The following is a 16000-nucleotide window of genomic DNA, read 5'->3' on the forward strand; positions in this document are numbered from 1 at the left end:
CGGTCACTTGCCCGCCGTGGCCGGGATCGCCAGGTCTTCCATCGACTTCAGCGCGGAGGCCTGGGCGGCGGCGAGGGCGCCGGTCAGCTTGCCGTCACCGGCCACCGCCTTGGCCATCGCGTCCTGGAGTGCCAGGTTCACCGTCTTCTGGGTGGGGCCCCAGCTGAAGTCGGTGTCGACCTTCTTGGACGACTCGGCGAAGACGTCGAAGATCTTCTCGTTGTTGTAGTACGGCACACCCTTGGTCAGCGCCGGAAGCTTCAGGCCCTCGGTGGACGCCGGGTACAGACCGCCCACCTCGTTCGCCAGGGCGAGCGCCTCGGGGTCGGTGTTCAGCCACGTGTTGAACTCGGCGGCCTCGTAGAGGTGCTTGCCGCCCTTCATGAACGCGACGGTCGAGCCGCCCCAGTCACCGGAGTTGCCGCCCGCGCCCCAGGTCGGCATCGGCACGATCGACCACTTGCCGGCCTGGTCGGGCAGGTTGTCCCGGATACCCGTGTATCCCCAGGCGGCACCGATCTGGGTGGCCATCTGGTCGTTCTGGTAGGCGGCGAACATCTGCGTCGACCCGTTGGCGAGGTCGGTCCGTACGAGCTTGTCGTCGATCAGCTTCTGCCAGTAGTCGGCGACCTGCTTGCTCTTGTCCGAGTCGACGGTGACGTGCCACTTGTCGTCGGAGTAGCTGTACATGTTCGCGTTGTTCTGCCAGAGGAGCCCGTTGAACCACTCGGCGTTGTTCGGGTCGAAGAACGTCATGGTGAGCTTCGGGTCCGCCTTGTGCAGCTGCTCGGCGGCGGTGGTGTACTCGTCCCAGGTCGTCGGGATCGGTACGTCGTACTTCTTGAAGATGTCGGTGCGTACGTACATGGCCATCGGGCCCGTGTCCTGCGGCAGGGCGTACACCCCTTCACCGCCGAAGCTGGCCTGCGACCAGGTCCACGGGACGAACTTCGACTCGGTGCCGGCGGCCGTCTTGCACGCCGAGGCGTCCACGAAGGCGTCCTGGGAGCGCAGGGTGGGCAGCTGGTCGTAGCCGACCTGGGCGAGGTCCGGAGCGCTGCCGGCCTTCAGGGCGTTGCCGATCGCGCCGTACTGGTCGTTGGAGATGTTCTTCGACTCGACCTGGATGTTCGGGTGGTCCTTGTTCCAGAGGTCGACGACCTTGTCCATGCCGTTGACCGTGTTCCAGTACTGGAGGGTGACCTTGCCCTTGCTGGGCTCGCAGGAGGCACCGGACGCGTTGTCGGACGACGAGTCGGACGACGAACACCCGGCGAGGACGACCACGCCGGCGGCCGCGGCTGCGATGACGAGGCGAGTACGTGTGACTGTGCTGCTCATATCTTCCGTTCCAGATAACGACTAGCAGCGGTGCTAGGCGGGTCGACGTTGACACCTGGAGGCGGATGCCTTCTGGTTGGAATATGTCACCGTGAGCGCTAACGTGAGCGTTACCGTGAGCGCTCACGGGAGCGGTAACAGGAGACCTGTCGTGAAGTGATTGGGAGTGTGCGCTTCGGTCGGGTCGAGTGTCAAGGCTCTCGGAGAAGGGGCGCGTGATCCCTCGCTCGACCGGCGGCCGCACACGCGGTCGCACCACAACAACGGCCCGGGGCATACTCGGTGTCCCTTTCCGGCGCGCTCGCGCCGACAACACGCAGAGGTGAAGGATGTCGTCGTCCGCGACCGGCCCCCGCAAGGTGACCATCGACGATGTGGCCCGGACCGTCGGCGTGTCCCGGCAGACCGTGTCGCGGGCGCTCAACGACAAGGGCGAGATCGGTGCCGCCACCAAGCAGCGTGTCCTGGACGCCGCCCACTCCCTGGGATACCGGCCGAGCCGGTTCGCCCGGGGCCTGGTCCGGCAGGACACGATCACCGTCGGGCTGATGATCCCCGATCTGCTCAACCCGTTCTTCACCGAGGTCGCCGCCGCCTCCCTGGACGCGGCACGGGCCCGCGGCTGGCACGTCGTCGTGTACGACACCGGTGACCGGGTGGAGGAGGAGCGGGGCACCCTGGAGATGGTCGCCTCCCAGGTGGACGCGGTCGTCGGGTACATGAGCCTGGCCGAGGACGACATCGACCGGCTGACCCGGGGCATGCCGGTGGTGCTGATAGACCGGGACCACCGTTCCGAACGGTTCAGCGCGATCCGGATCGACGGCGAGCAGGGCGTCGGCTCCGCGATCCGGCATCTGGTCGACGCGGGGCACCGGCGGATCGGCATGCTCGATCACGCGGGCCGGTCCGCGCCGAGCAGCCGCCACGACTGGTTCGCGTCCGGGATGGAGGCCTGCGGTCTGGCCGCCGACGCGGTGTGCCGCGCCGACCAGAGCGTGGAGGGCGGGGAGAGCGCGCTGAAGGACCTGCTCGCCCGGCATCCCGACGTCACCGCCGTCTTCACCTTCAACGACATCATCGCGATAGGCGCCCTGCGCGCCGCCCGCCGCCTCGGACGCCAGGTCCCTAAGGACCTCGCCGTGATCGGCTTCGACGGCCTCCAGCTGGGCTCCCTGGTCGAACCCCCGCTGACCACGGTCGCCCTGGACACCCGCGAGCTGGGCGCGCTGGCCGTCGAACAGGCGGCGCGCCTGCTCACCAGCAGCGGCGGCCTCAGCCGCGACGAACTGGTGGTGCACGGCAGGCTGATGCTGCGGGAGTCCACGTAGTCGGAGACCGACTACGACATCACCGCGCTCCACGCCTCCGGCTCCCCCGGAGCCCGTCCCGGAGCGGTCCGCAGGCTGAGGACCATCGTCAGGCCGCCGCCGGGCGTGTCCTCGGCGGTGAGCGTGCCGGCCATGGCCTCGGCGAAACCGCGGGCGACCGCGAGGCCGAGCCCGACACCCGCGCCGCGCGGGGCGTCCCCGTGGCGCTGGAAGGGCTCGAAGATACGTTCCTTGGCGTCGTCGGGGACACCGGGGCCGCGGTCCACGACCCGGACCTCGACCCGTTCGCCGAGGGCGCTGGCCGACACGGAGACCGGGGTGTCGGTGCTGTACTTCACCGCGTTCTCGACCACGTTGGCGACCACCCGCTCCAGCAGCCCCTTGTCGACGGCGACCATCGGCAGGGTCTCCGGGACGTCCAGCACCACACTCCCCCGCGGCACCCCGCCGAGCGCCATGGGGACCACCTCGTCGAGGTCGATCTCCCGGATGATCGGCGTGACGGTGCCGGTCTGGAGGCGGGACATGTCGAGCAGGTTCCCGACCAGGTGGTCGAGCCGGTCCGCGCCCTCCTCGATGGCCTCCAGGAGTTCCGCCCGGTCCTCCTCGGACCACTCGACGTCGTCGGACCGCAGGGAGGTGACGGAGGCCTTGATGCCGGCGAGCGGGGTGCGCAGGTCGTGGCTGACGGCGGCCAGCAGTGCCGTACGGATCCGGTTGCCCTCGGCGAGTGTGCGGGCCCGGTCGGCCTCCTCGCGCAGCCGGCGCCGGTCCAGGACCACCGCGGACTGCGCGGCGAAGGCGGCGAGCACCCGGCGGTCCTCGGCGGGCAGCACCCGCCCGGTCAGCGCGAGCGCCATGTGGTCGCCGATCGGCACGTCCACGTCGGCACTGTCGGGGGACACACAGGGCCGCGGGCCCACGCTGCCCGCGCACGTCCACGGCATCACGTCGCTCTCACGTTCCAGCAGCGCCACCGACTCCATGCCGAAGGTCTCCCGGACCCGTTCCAGGAGGGCCTCCAGACTGGTCTCGCCGCGCAGCACGTCACCGGCGAGGAAGGAGAGGATCTCCGACTCCGCACGCAGCCGGGCCGCCTGGTGGGTGCGCCGGGCCGCGAGGTCCACGACGGAGGCAACCGAGACGGCGACGCCCACGAAGATCGCGATGGCGACGATGTTCTTGGGGTCGGCGATGGTCAGGGTGTGCACGGGCGGGGTGAAGAACCAGTTGAGCAGCAGTGAGCCCACCACGGCGGAGGCCAGCGCGGGCAGCAGCCCGCCGAGCAGGGCCGCCGCCACCGTCAGGGTGAGGTAGAGCAGCATGTCGTTGGCGAGCCCGACGTCCGGGGCGAGCCCGGCCAGCAGTGCGGTGAGCAGCACCGGGCCGAGGACACCGACGAGCCAGCCCCGGACGATCCGGACCCGGCCGAGCCGCGACCCCCGGGCCACGGGCAGCCCGCGCCCCTTGCCTGCCTCGTCGTGGGTGATGAGGTGGACGTCGAGGTCGGGTCCCGACTCGCGGGCGACGGTGGCGCCGACGCCGGGTCCGAAGACGTACTGCCAGGTTCTGCGGCGGGACACACCGAGGACGATCTGGGTGGCGTTGACACCTCGCGCGAAGTCCAGCAGGGACTCGGGCACGTTGTCGCCGATGACGTGGTGGAAGGTGCCGCCGAGGTCCTCGACGAGGGTCCGCTGGACGGCGAGTTCCTCCGGGGAGGCGCCGGTCAGTCCGTCGCTTCGGGAGATGTACGCGGCCATGACCTCGCCGCCCGCGCCCTTCTCGGCGAGGCGCGCCGCCCGGCGGATCAGGGTCCGGCCCTCGGGCCCGCCGGTCAGGCCCACGACGATCCGCTCGCGCGAGCCCCAGATCCGCGAGACGCGGTGCTCGCTGCGGTACTCGGTGAGGTACTCGTCGACGCGGTCGGCGACCCACAACAGCGCCAACTCCCGCAGGGCGGTGAGGTTGCCGGGTCTGAAGTAGTTGGACAGGGCCGCGTCGACCTTGTCCGACTGGTAGATGTTGCCGTGCGCCATCCGGCGCCGCAGCGCCTCCGGTGACATGTCGACCAGCTCGATCTGGTCCGCGCGCCGCACCACCTCATCCGGCACGGTCTCCTGCTGCCGTACACCGGTGATCGACTCCACGACGTCGCCGAGGGACTCCAGGTGCTGGATGTTGACCGTCGATATGACGTCGATGCCGGCGGCGAGAAGTTCCTCCACGTCCTGCCAGCGCTTGGTGTTGCGCGAGCCCGGGATGTTGGTGTGCGGCAGCTCGTCGACGAGGGCGACCCTGGGTCTGCGGGCAAGGACCGCGTCGACGTCCATCTCGGTGAAGTCGGCGTCCCGGTAACGGAGTTCCCTGCGCGGCACCTGTTCCAGACCGTGCAGCATCACCTCGGTGCGCGTCCGGCTGTGGTGCTCCACGAACGCCACCACACAGTCGGTGCCGCGTTCGACGCGCCGGTGGGCCTCGGACAGCATCGCGTACGTCTTGCCGACGCCCGGTGCGGCACCGAGATAGATCCGCAGCTTGCCGCGTGCCATGTTCGTCCTTCGAAGCGGTGACCCGTGCCGGGCCCGGTGATGAGGTGGCGGGGTGGGTGGAATGCACAACGGTCTGGTGGTGGAGCGGCACGGTTGCGGGAGCCGGCGTCACCGGGGTGTGGTCCGGGCCGCCGGCTCCCACCGGAGCGGGGTGACACGGTCAGCTCTTCGCCACGAGGTCCTTCAGGGCGACGTTGAGTTCGAGGACGTTGACCCGCGGCTCGCCGATGAAGCCGAGGGTGCGGCCGTCGGTGTGCTCGTCGACGAGCTTCCGCACCTCGGCGACCGGCACGTCGTTGCGCTCGGCGACCCGCTGGACCTGGAGGTCGGCGTAGTCGGGCGAGATGTCGGGGTCCAGGCCGGAACCGGAGGAGGTCACCGCGTCGGCGGGCACCTGGGACGGCGTGACCGGGTGACCGGGGACGGAGTTGTCCTTGATCACGGCGGCCTTGGCGTCCTTCACCCACTGGATCAGCTCTTCGTTGTCCCCGGAGCGGTTGGTGGCGCCGGAGAGGATGAGCTTGTACCCGGTGTTGACGCTGTTGGTGCCGAGCCCGTTCTGCGGGCGCCCCTGGAACCACTTCAGGTCCGCCGCCGGTGTGTCCTGGCCCTCCTTGAGCGGCAGGTTGTAGTTCTGCCCGATCAGGGAGGAGCCGACGACCCTGCCGTCCGAGGAGATCTCCGAGCCGTTCGCCTTGTTGTGGAACAGTCCCTGGGCGACGCCGGTCAGCACCAGCGGGTAGATCACGCCCGTCACCAGGGTCAGCACAAGGAGGGCCCGCAGGCCCGCCCCGAGCAACCGGGCGGTGTTCGATACGGAGTTGTTCATGGCGATCAGCCGATTCCCGGGATGAGTGAGATGAGCAGGTCGATGATCTTGATGCCGACGAAGGGCGCGATCAGCCCGCCGAGGCCGTAGATCCCGAGATTGCGCCGGAGCAGCCGGTCGGCGCTGACCGGCCGGTACTGCACACCCCGCAGGGAGAGCGGCACCAGCGCGATGATGATCAGCGCGTTGAAGACGACGGCCGACAGGATCGCGGAGTCCGGCGAGGACAGGCCCATGACGTTGAGCTTGTCCAGGCCCGGGTAGACCGCCGCGAACAGCGCCGGGATGATCGCGAAGTACTTCGCGACGTCGTTGGCGATGGAGAACGTGGTCAACGCGCCCCGGGTGATCAGCAGTTGCTTGCCGATCTCGACGATCTCGATGAGCTTGGTGGGGTTGGAGTCCAGGTCCACCATGTTCCCGGCCTCCTTGGCCGCCGAGGTACCGGTGTTCATGGCCACGCCCACGTCGGCCTGTGCCAGCGCCGGAGCGTCGTTGGTGCCGTCACCGGTCATCGCGACCAGCTTGCCGCCGGCCTGCTCCCGCTTGATGAGCGCCATCTTGTCCTCGGGCGTGGCCTCCGCGAGGAAGTCGTCCACGCCCGCCTCGTCGGCGATCGCCCGGGCGGTCAGCGGGTTGTCACCCGTGATCATGACGGTCTTGATGCCCATGCGGCGCAGTTCCTCGAACCGCTCCCGCATCCCGTCCTTGACGACGTCCTTGAGGTGGATGACACCGAGGACACGCGCGCCCCGGCCGTCCTTGACGGCGACCAGCAGCGGGGTGCCGCCGGCTTCGGAGATGCGGTTGGCGGTGGTGTCCGCGTCGTCCGCGATCGTGCCGCCCTCCTCGCGGACCCAGGCGATCACCGAACCGGCCGCGCCCTTGCGGATCCTGCGCCCGTCGACGTCCACACCCGACATGCGGGTCTGGGCGGTGAAGGCGATCCACTCGGCGCCCGCCAGCTCCCCCTGGTGCCGCTCGCGCAGCCCGTACCGCTCCTTGGCGAGCACAACGATGGACCGGCCCTCGGGCGTCTCGTCGGCCAGCGAGGAGAGCTGGGCGGCGTCGGCGACCTCGGCCTCGGTGGTCCCGGTCACCGGCACGAACTCGGCGGCCTGACGGTTGCCGAGCGTGATCGTGCCAGTCTTGTCGAGCAGCAGGGTGGAGACGTCACCGGCGGCCTCGACCGCACGGCCCGACATCGCGAGCACGTTGCGCTGCACCAGCCGGTCCATGCCGGCGATACCGATCGCGGAGAGCAGGGCGCCGATCGTGGTCGGGATCAGACAGACCAGCAGGGCGACCAGTACGACCAGGGACAGGTCCGTGCCCGCGTAGTCCGCCAGCGGCGGCAGCGTGGCGCAGGCCAGCAGGAAGACGATCGTCAGCGACGCCAGCAGGATGTTGAGCGCGATCTCGTTCGGCGTCTTCTGCCGGGCCGCGCCCTCGACGAGGGCGATCATCCGGTCGATGAAGGTCTCGCCGGGCTTCGTCGTGATCTTGATGACGATCCGGTCGGACAGCACCTTCGTACCGCCGGTGACGGCCGAGCGGTCGCCGCCGGACTCGCGGATGACGGGGGCCGACTCGCCGGTGATCGCCGACTCGTCGACCGAGGCGACGCCCTCGACGACGTCGCCGTCGCCGGGGATGATGTCGCCGGCCTCGCAGACGACCAGGTCGCCGATCCTGAGGTCGGTGCCGGGCACCTGCTCCTCGCGCGCGCCCACGAGCCGCCGCGCGACCGTGTCCGTCTTCGCCTTGCGCAGGGTGTCGGCCTGCGCCTTGCCCCGGCCCTCGGCGACGGCCTCCGCCAGGTTGGCGAAGACCACCGTGAGCCACAGCCAGGCGCTGATCGCCCAGCCGAACCAGTCGCCCGGGTCCCTGAAGGAGAAGACGGTCGTCAGGATCGACCCGATCCACACCACGAACATCACGGGCGACTTGACCATCACCCGCGGGTCGAGCTTGCGGAAGGCGTCCGGCAGCGACCTGACCAGCTGCTTCGGATCGAAGAGACCCGCGCCGACACGGCCCTCGGGGGACTTGTGCCCGGTGGGTACATCGCTGTGCGGCGCCCGGGTCGGAGTGGCTGTGGACATCGAGTCCTCTTGCTTCTGGATACGGGTGGTCATCACGCCAGCCCCTCGGCCAGCGGACCCAGCGCCAGCGCCGGGAAGTACGTGAGACCGGTGACGATGATGATCGTGCCGACGAGCAGGCCCGCGTAGAGCGGCTTGTCGGTGCGCAGGGTGCCCGCGGTCTCCGGGACCGGCTTCTGCTGGGCGAGCGAGCCGGCCAGGGCCAGCACGAACACCATCGGCAGGAACCGGCCGAGCAGCATCGCGATGCCGAGTGTGCTGTTGAACCACTGCGTGTCCGCGTTCAGACCGGCGAAGGCCGAGCCGTTGTTGTTGGCGGCGGACGTGTAGGCGTACAGGATCTCGGAGAAGCCGTGCGCCCCGCTGTTGGTCATCGAGTCGCCCGGCGTGGGCAGGGCCATCGCGCACGCGGTCAGGATCAGGACCAGCGCCGGCGTGATGAGGATGTAGCAGGCCGCGAGCTTGATCTCACGGGTGCCGATCTTCTTGCCCAGGTACTCGGGCGTACGGCCGACCATCAGCCCGGCGATGAACACGGCGATGATCGCCATGATCAGCATGCCGTAGAGGCCGGAACCGACACCACCGGGCGCGATCTCGCCCAGCATCATGCCGAGCATGGTGATCCCGCCGCCGAGTCCGGTGAAGGACGAGTGGAAGGAGTCGACCGCGCCGGTCGAGGTGAGGGTGGTCGACACGGCGAAGATCGACGAGCCGCCGACGCCGAACCGGACCTCCTTGCCCTCGTAGGCGCCGCGGGCCAGCTCGAAGGCGGGGCCGTGGTGGGTGAACTCGGTCCACATCATCAGGGCGACGAAGCCGACCCAGATGGTCGCCATGGTCGCGAGGATCGCGTAGCCCTGCTTGACCGAGCCGACCATCACACCGAAGGTGCGGGTGATCGAGAACGGGATGACCAGGATCAGGAAGATCTCGAACAGGTTCGAGAACGGCGTCGGGTTCTCGAAGGGGTGGGCGCTGTTGGCGTTGAAGTAGCCGCCGCCGTTGGTGCCCAGCTCCTTGATGGCCTCCTGCGAGGCCACGGCCCCGCCGTTCCACTGCTGCTGTCCGCCGAAGAACTGGCCGACCTCGTGGATGCCGGAGAAGTTCTGGATGACACCGCACGCCACGAGCACCACGGCCGCCACCGCGGCCAGCGGCACCAGGATCCGGATCGTGCCGCGGACCAGGTCGGCCCAGAAGTTGCCGAGCTCACCGGTGCGGGAGCGGGCGAACCCGCGGACCAGGGCGACGGCGACGGCCATGCCGACGGCCGCCGAGACGAAGTTCTGCACCGCGAGGCCGCCGGTCTGCACGACGTGGCCCATGGCCTGCTCGCCGTAGTACGACTGCCAGTTGGTGTTGGTCACGAAGGACACGGCGGTGTTGAACGCCTGGTCCGGGTCGATCGAGGCGAAGTCCAGCGAGCCGGGCAGGATGCCCTGGATCCGCTGGAGCAGATAGAGGAAGAGGATGCCGACGACCGAGAAGGCGAGCACGCCGCGCAGATACGCGGGCCAGCGCATCTCGGTGTCGGGGTCGGCTCCGATGCCCTTGTAGATCCACTTCTCCACACGCCAGTGCCTGTCGGAGGAGTAGACCCTGGCCATGTAGGTGCCGAGGGGGACATGAACGACGGCCAGCGCGCCGATGAGCGCGAGCAGCTGGAGAACGCCGGCAAGTACGGGACCCATGTCTGCGCTCAGAACCTCTCCGGGAAGATCAGGGCGAGGACGAGATAGCCCAGCAGGGCGACGGCCACGACCAGGCCGACAACGTTTTCGAGGGTCACAGCTTCGTCACCCCCTTGGCGACGAGAGCCACCAGCGCGAAGAGCGCGATCGTGATGACTACGAAGGCCACATCGGCCATCGTGAGCTCCTGGAATGGTTCGAATGGGACGGGGACGATTAGAGGAAACCGTTTCTCTGGCTGGATCCGGCTCCTGTTGACGGGTCCCTTACGGCGGCACACACGGCTTTGACGCGACTCTTACGGGGCCTGTCGCGCCCCGCATCTCCGCGGCGCCGTCCGGCTCAAGGCGAGGATCAGGACAGCCGGAACCGCAGCCGGCAGATCACCGCGTCCGTCTCCCGCCGCACGGCGTGCGCGACGACGGCCCCGCGCTGGTTCTGGAGCAGCCGCTGCCAGAGGCGGTCCGGCTCGGTCTCCGCGATGAGCACCGTGACCCGGGTGGCGGGTTCGGTGGCGGCCACCTCACGGACGTAGGCGGCGATGGGGCGGCCCAGTGTGCGGCGCTCGCAGGTGAGCCGGATCAGCGGGACGCCGGGGTCCCACTGCGCCCAGGCCCGCTCCAGCGTGTGCAGCGCGGCCCGGTCCTCCGGGTCGGGGTAGCTGACGGTGACCGCCCTGACCTCGTCGCCGAGGGAGGCGGCGGCGGTGAGGGCCTCGGAGGTGAGCCGGGACAGCGAGGACACCGGCACGACCACCACCGAGCGGTCGCGGTGCGGGGCCTCGGGGATGAGCCCCAGACCGAGCCGCCCGCCGATGCGCGTGTAGGCGCGGTGGACCGTCTCGAAGGCCACCACCAGCAGCGGCAGGGCGATCACTATCAGCCAGGCGCCCTCCTCGAACTTCGTCGCGGTGACGACGACGGCGGCGGCGCCGGTGAGGACCCCTCCGAAGCCGTTGAGCAGCGCCTTGCCGCGCCAACCCGGTCCGCGCCCGGTGTGCCAGTGCCGGACCATGCCCACCTGGGCGACGGTGAAGCCGACGAAGACGCCGATCGCGAAGAGCGGCACGAGGGTGTTGGTGTCGCCGCCGGAGAAGACGAGGAGCGCAGCCGAGACCAGGGCGAGGGTGAGCACCCCGTGCCGGTGCACCTGGCGGTCGGCCTTCAGCGCGAAGACGTGCGGCAGGTAGTTGTCGCGGGCCAGCAGCTTGAGCAGCACGGGCAGCCCGCCGAAGGACGTGTTGGCCGACAGGGCGAGCAGGACCGTCGTCGCGAACTGGATGACGTAGAACGCCCAGTTGTGGCCGAGGGAGGCGTCCGTGAGCTGGGCGAGGACGGTGACACCCTCGACCGGCTGGAGATGGAACCTGGAGATCAGTACGGACAGGCCGATCAGCATCAGACCGAGGACGGCGCCGAGGGCGACCTCCGCGTGCTGGGCGCGCCGGGCGCGCGGCACCCGGAAGGAGGGGACGGCGTTGGCTATCGCCTCGACGCCGGTAAGCGCGGAACACCCCGAGGCGAAAGCTTTCAGCAGAAGCAGGGCGCCCACGGTGGTGGCATTGTCCGACAGTACGGAGGCATGGCCCGCGGCGGCCTCGGTACTGACCGGCGCGGAGCGGAACAGACCCACCCCGATGAGCACGAGGATCGAGCCCACGAAGATCACGGTCGGCACGATGAACGCCTTCGCCGACTCCACGATGCCGCGCAGGTTCACCCCGGTGATCAGCACCAGGACGGCCAGGCACAGCCACAGCCGGTCCGCGTACAGCGCCGGGAACGCGGAGGTGAGCGCGGCCACGCCCGCCGTGACGGCGACGGCCACGTTGAGCACGTAGTCCAGGACGAGGGAACCCGCCGCGACCAGGCTGGTGCGCGCGCCCAGGTGCCGCTTGGCGACCGCGTACGAGCCGCCGCCGTCCGGGAAGGCCGCGATCACCTGCCGGTACGAGGCGACGAGCACCGCCAGCAGGCCCGCGATGGCCAGCGTCACCGGCAGCGTGAAGCCCAGCCCGTGCGCGCCCGCGGCGGCCAGCACGAGCACGATCGCCTCCGGGCCGTACGCCACCGACGCCATCGCGTCCAGGGACAGCGCGGCCAGGCCGGTGACGGCGGTGAGGCGGTGGCGCTCACCGGAGTCCGGGGGCTCTCCGTCTGCCGGGACGGCGTCCCGTTCGGCCGTGGTTACGGACATGGATGACTGCTCCTTCGTATCCTTCGTACGGGCTTCTCGGCCGCGCGCCGCAAGGGCCCCGCGGTGCAGTCAGGTTCTGTCCCGAACGCCCGGCCACCGCCCGCTCCTTGCGCTTTCTTCGCGCCGAACCCGCCGACCTTGACGCGGCCCTGACGGGTGGGCGGTCACGGTGACCCGTTTCAAGGGCGTCAAGAACGCCGGACGACCCGTCAGAGTCCCGTCAACGCGCATTTCCCGGCCGCGGGCGCTGTCTACCGTCGGCCGCATGGCCCACCGCGACGAAGCGCGCCCGGACGTCTCCGGTACTCCTCTGCGGCCGCCCGCCCCTGAGGTGTCCGATCGCCGGTGGAGGTCCGAGCTGCACACCTCGGTCCGCTGCGCGGCCGGCCTGCTGGCCCTGCTCCTCGTGGTCGACGCCGGCGCCGGCACCCTCACCGCGTGGCGCGGCCTCCTCTGGCTCGCCCTCGCCGCGCTGCTCTACGTCGTCCTGGTTCCGGCCCGGGTCACCGCGGGCGCGGGCCGGCTGGAGACCCGCCGGCTGGGCCGGACCCGGCGGGTACGGACGGACATGCTGGTGTCGGTCCGCTGCCTGGACGGCGTCGCCCAACGGCTCCTCCTGAGGGACGCCTTCGGCAACCGCGTCGAGATCGACCCCCGGGTCCTCGTGGCCAACCCCGACCTCTGGCACCGCCTCGCCGAGGACGCCCGCCACTCCGCGGCCTCCGGCTCCCTGCTGTGCGGGACGACGGCACTGCGGCGAGTCGGCCAACGCATCGACAACGAGACGGCCCGGACGGTCTTCAGGGTGTCGGGCCTCGACTAGGGCCGGCTCCTCGGATCAGGTGGGCGGGGCTGGGCGGTCGCGTCCTGTACACCGCACCCGACGGGTCCGGGGCCGCGCCGCCGCGCTTAATCCGGCGCCGCCGCGCCAACACAACCAACCGCGCCCCTCAAACCGCACCCCCCGCCACCCCCGCGGAGCGCCCCGCCGGGGTGTGGGTCTCCGCGAGCGGCAAGGACACCACCATCGTCAGCCCGCCCCCCGGCGTGTCCTCGGGAGCGAGGGTGCCGCTCATCGCCTCGGTGAGGCCGCGGGCCAGGGCGAGACCCAGCCCAAGGCCCCGGGTGTTGTCGTTGTCGCCGAGCCGCTGGAAGGGCTCGAAGAGGCGTTCGCGTCCGGACTGCGGCAGTCCGGGGCCGCGGTCCACGACCCGCACCTCGACACGCCCCGCCAGGACACTCGCGGTGACCAGGACCCTGGAGTCGGACGGGTTGTGCCGGGCGGCGTTGGCGACCAGGTTGGCGAGCACACGTTCCAGCAGCGGCGGATCGGCGAGCACCGCGGGAACCCCCTCCAGGTCCCCCGTCTCGACGTCGGGCGTGTCGACCAGGGCCGCGGGCAGCACCTCTTCGAGGGCGGTGGCCCGGAGGTTGAGCTTGAGGACGCCCGCCTCCAGGCGGCTGAGGTCGAGCAGGTTCTCCACCAGCCGGTTCAGCCGGGCCATGGACTCGTCGGCGGTGGCGAGGAGTTCGTCGCGGTCCTCCTCGGAGAACGCGACGTCCCGGCTGCGCAGGGAGGTGACCGCGGCCCAGCCGGCCGCGAGCGGGGTGCGCAGGTCGTGCCCGACGGCCCGCAGCAGCGCCGTACGCATCCGGTCGGCGGCCTTCACCGGCTCGACCTCCGCCGCCGCCTCGGCGAGCCGCGCCCGCTCCACGGCCGAGCCGACATGCGCGGCGAAGGCGGCGAGGACCCGCCGCTCGGACGAGGACAGGGTGCGGCCGCTCAGCGCCAGCCAGGCGCCCGGACCCGCCGGGACGACCGTGACGCCGTCGCCGTCGGGTGGCTGGTCCACCAGTTCCGCGGACGACATCCCGAAGGTCTCCCGGGTCCGTTCAAGGAGCGCCGGTATGGTCTGCCCGCCGCGCACGATGCTGCCCGCGAGCGAGGACATGGTCTCCGCCTCGGCGGTGGCCCTGGCGGACCGGCGCGACAGCCGCAGCGAGCGGTCCACGACGCCGGCGACGACCGCCGCCACCACGGCGAACACCACATGGGCCAGCCACGCGTTGGGATCGTCCAGGGTGAAGTGCCCGATCGGCGGGATGAACCAGTAGTTCAGCAACAGGGACGCCGTGATCGACGCGATCACCGCCGAGACGACTCCGCCTATGCAGGCCACACCCACCACGGTCAGTAGGTACAGCAGCGCGTCGCTGGTCAGGTTCACCTGGTCGCGCACCTGCGCGAGGCCGGCCGTCAGCAGCACCGGCAGGACCAGTCCGGCGACCGGCCCCGCGATCAGCCGGGCCGTCGACAGAGTGCGGCGCCGCGACGGCAGCAGGGTGCCGCGTCCGGCGCGCTCGTGGGTGACCCGGTGGACGTCGATGTCGCCGGAGAGCGCGACGACCGTCTCGCCGGTGCCGAGCCCGGTCAGGAACCGCTCAAGACGCCCGCGCCGGCTGGAGCCGAGGACGAGCTGGGTGGCGTTCTCCGCGCGGGCGAACTCCACCAGCGCGGTGGCCACGTCGTCGCCGACGACCGAGTGGTAGCTGCCGCCGAGATCCTCGACCAGCCGTCGCTGCCGGGCCAGTGACGCGTGCGACACCCCGGCGGCAAGGCTGTCGCTGCGGGCGACATGGACCGCGAGCAGGTCACCGCCCGCCGACCGGTCGGCGATCCGCGCAGCCCGCCGGACGAGGGTGTCCCCCTCAGGGCCGCCGGTCAGCGCGACCACCACCCGTTCCCGCGTCTCCCACACCCCGCCGATCGCGTGCTCGGCCCGGTACAGCTGGAGCGCCTCGTCGACCCGGTCGGCCACCCACAGCAGTGCGAGCTGCCTGAGCGCGGTCAGATTGCCGGGCCGGAAGTAGTTGGCGAGGGCCGCGTCGATCTTCTCCGGCGCGTGGATGTTCCCGTGCGCCATACGCCGGCGCAGCCCCTCGGGCGCCATGTCGACCAGCTCGATCTGGTGGGCCCGGCGCACGACCTCGTCGGGCACCGTCTCGTGCGGCGGCACACCGGTGATCTTCTCCACCACGTCCTTGAGGGACTCCAGGTGCTCGACGTCGACGGCCGTGACGACGTCGATGCCGGCCGCCAGCAGCCGCTCCACGTCCTGCCACCGTTTGGGATTGCGTCCCTCACCGGGGACGTTGGTGTGCGCCAGTTCGTCGACCAGAGCGACCTCGGGCCGCCGTTCCAGTACGGCGTCCACGTCCATCTCGGGATGGACCCCGCCGCGGTACTCGCACCGCGCCCGCGCCAGCACCTCCAGGCCGTCCAGCATCCGCTCGGTGTGCGGGCGTCCGTGGCACTCCGCGTATCCCACCACCACGTCCGCCCCGCGGGCGGCGCGCCGCCGCCCCTCGTCGAGCATCCGGTAGGTCTTGCCGACGCCGGGGGCGGCCCCGAGGTAGACCTTCAGTCGTCCGGGCCGTACGTCACTCATCGCAGCCGAGGCGCTCCGCTCACTGGCTCAACTCTCTTCGGTGTCCCCCGCGGAGGCGAGGCACTTCCCTCACCGAAGCCCGTTCCCGGCCGCCCGGCACGCCCGTTAGCGCTTCCTTGGCGCCGCCCACGGGGACCTTGACATCGCCTTGACGCCTGCCACGGCACCCCGGCACGAAAGGAGGCGATGACGCTGGGTGTCCGGCCCCCGTCCACACGCGCCACGTCCCCCATACGGCCCAACGACGGGAAAGCGGGTGCTGACGTTCACTTCTTGACGCGCTGCCCCCGTCGACGGGCCGGTCTTAACGGAAGTTTGACGCCCAGGCACCCCACATCCGTAGGCCCCGGCGTCACTCTCCGCTTACGCTGAAGCGGCCGTCCGCGAGTGATGGCCGACCGGCCCGCGCGTCCCTGGCCGGGTGCCGTCCGCAAGCCAACGGCCGGACCCCGCCACACCGCAAGGGCCGGACCCCGCCCGCACCTCCACGGCCGGACCCCCGC

At 70.7% G+C, this 16000-nt stretch carries 10 protein-coding genes; 2 read left to right on the forward strand and 8 right to left on the reverse strand.

Annotated elements, in window-relative coordinates; all coding sequences use genetic code 11:
- Positions 1-3 precede the first annotated feature (3 nt).
- Positions 4-1341: an ABC transporter substrate-binding protein gene (locus ACIQAC_RS33830; protein WP_402197973.1), complete on the reverse strand. Its 1338-nt coding sequence runs from the start codon at positions 1339-1341 to the stop codon at positions 4-6.
- Between the two features lie 329 nt (positions 1342-1670).
- Between ACIQAC_RS33830 and ACIQAC_RS33835 the strand changes: the two genes are divergently transcribed.
- Positions 1671-2672: a LacI family DNA-binding transcriptional regulator gene (locus ACIQAC_RS33835; RefSeq protein ID WP_402197975.1), complete on the forward strand. Its 1002-nt coding sequence runs from the start codon at positions 1671-1673 to the stop codon at positions 2670-2672.
- Positions 2673-2683: 11 nt separating this feature from the next.
- Here the strand turns inward: ACIQAC_RS33835 and ACIQAC_RS33840 are convergent, their stop codons facing one another.
- The 6 genes from ACIQAC_RS33840 to ACIQAC_RS33865 form a co-directional block, all read right to left on the reverse strand.
- A complete protein-coding gene (locus tag ACIQAC_RS33840) occupies positions 2684-5224 on the reverse strand; it encodes a DUF4118 domain-containing protein (RefSeq protein WP_402197976.1) in 2541 nt (846 codons plus the stop codon).
- A 160-nt stretch (positions 5225-5384) separates the two neighbouring features.
- Complete coding sequence (locus tag ACIQAC_RS33845; protein ID WP_402197978.1) at positions 5385-6053, reverse strand: potassium-transporting ATPase subunit C; 669 nt, start codon at positions 6051-6053, stop codon at positions 5385-5387.
- A 5-nt stretch (positions 6054-6058) separates the two neighbouring features.
- On the reverse strand, positions 6059-8191 hold the full coding sequence (kdpB, locus tag ACIQAC_RS33850; RefSeq protein ID WP_402197980.1) for a potassium-transporting ATPase subunit KdpB: 2133 nt from the start codon (positions 8189-8191) through the stop codon (positions 6059-6061).
- Positions 8191-9852 (reverse strand): potassium-transporting ATPase subunit KdpA, encoded by a 1662-nt coding sequence (kdpA, locus tag ACIQAC_RS33855; protein ID WP_402197981.1) that lies wholly within the window; start codon positions 9850-9852, stop codon positions 8191-8193. The genes kdpB and kdpA overlap by 1 nt, the downstream gene beginning before the upstream one ends.
- A gap of 8 nt (positions 9853-9860) precedes the next feature.
- The gene (kdpF, locus tag ACIQAC_RS33860; RefSeq protein WP_402197983.1) at positions 9861-9950 is read right to left on the reverse strand and encodes a K(+)-transporting ATPase subunit F; all 90 of its coding nucleotides are present in this window, start codon (positions 9948-9950) and stop codon (positions 9861-9863) included.
- A 256-nt stretch (positions 9951-10206) separates the two neighbouring features.
- Complete coding sequence (locus ACIQAC_RS33865; RefSeq protein ID WP_402197986.1) at positions 10207-12048, reverse strand: APC family permease; 1842 nt, start codon at positions 12046-12048, stop codon at positions 10207-10209.
- Positions 12049-12313: 265 nt separating this feature from the next.
- Here ACIQAC_RS33865 and ACIQAC_RS33870 point away from each other — a divergent pair, with 265 nt between their 5' ends.
- On the forward strand, positions 12314-12871 hold the full coding sequence (locus ACIQAC_RS33870) for a hypothetical protein (RefSeq protein WP_402197988.1): 558 nt from the start codon (positions 12314-12316) through the stop codon (positions 12869-12871).
- A gap of 127 nt (positions 12872-12998) precedes the next feature.
- On the opposite strand, the gene ACIQAC_RS33875 is transcribed toward ACIQAC_RS33870, so the two are convergent.
- Positions 12999-15497, reverse strand: a complete 2499-nt coding sequence (locus tag ACIQAC_RS33875; RefSeq protein ID WP_402197990.1) for an ATP-binding protein — start codon at positions 15495-15497, stop codon at positions 12999-13001.
- Positions 15498-16000 lie beyond the last annotated feature (503 nt).

It is taken from the genome of Streptomyces sp. NPDC088387 (genome assembly GCF_044753385.1).
In the GTDB taxonomy this organism is placed as follows: domain Bacteria; phylum Actinomycetota; class Actinomycetes; order Streptomycetales; family Streptomycetaceae; genus Streptomyces.

Coding starts and splice junctions, on each gene's coding strand:
- ACIQAC_RS33830 (WP_402197973.1), bottom strand. CDS start 1,341: ATGAGCAGCACAGTCACACGTACTCGCCTCGTCATCGCAGCCGCGGCC.
- ACIQAC_RS33835 (WP_402197975.1), top strand. CDS start 1,671: ATGTCGTCGTCCGCGACCGGCCCCCGCAAGGTGACCATCGACGATGTG.
- ACIQAC_RS33840 (WP_402197976.1), bottom strand. CDS start 5,224: ATGGCACGCGGCAAGCTGCGGATCTATCTCGGTGCCGCACCGGGCGTC.
- ACIQAC_RS33845 (WP_402197978.1), bottom strand. CDS start 6,053: ATGAACAACTCCGTATCGAACACCGCCCGGTTGCTCGGGGCGGGCCTG.
- kdpB (WP_402197980.1), bottom strand. CDS start 8,191: ATGACCACCCGTATCCAGAAGCAAGAGGACTCGATGTCCACAGCCACT.
- kdpA (WP_402197981.1), bottom strand. CDS start 9,852: ATGGGTCCCGTACTTGCCGGCGTTCTCCAGCTGCTCGCGCTCATCGGC.
- ACIQAC_RS33865 (WP_402197986.1), bottom strand. CDS start 12,048: ATGTCCGTAACCACGGCCGAACGGGACGCCGTCCCGGCAGACGGAGAG.
- ACIQAC_RS33870 (WP_402197988.1), top strand. CDS start 12,314: ATGGCCCACCGCGACGAAGCGCGCCCGGACGTCTCCGGTACTCCTCTG.
- ACIQAC_RS33875 (WP_402197990.1), bottom strand. CDS start 15,497: ATGAGTGACGTACGGCCCGGACGACTGAAGGTCTACCTCGGGGCCGCC.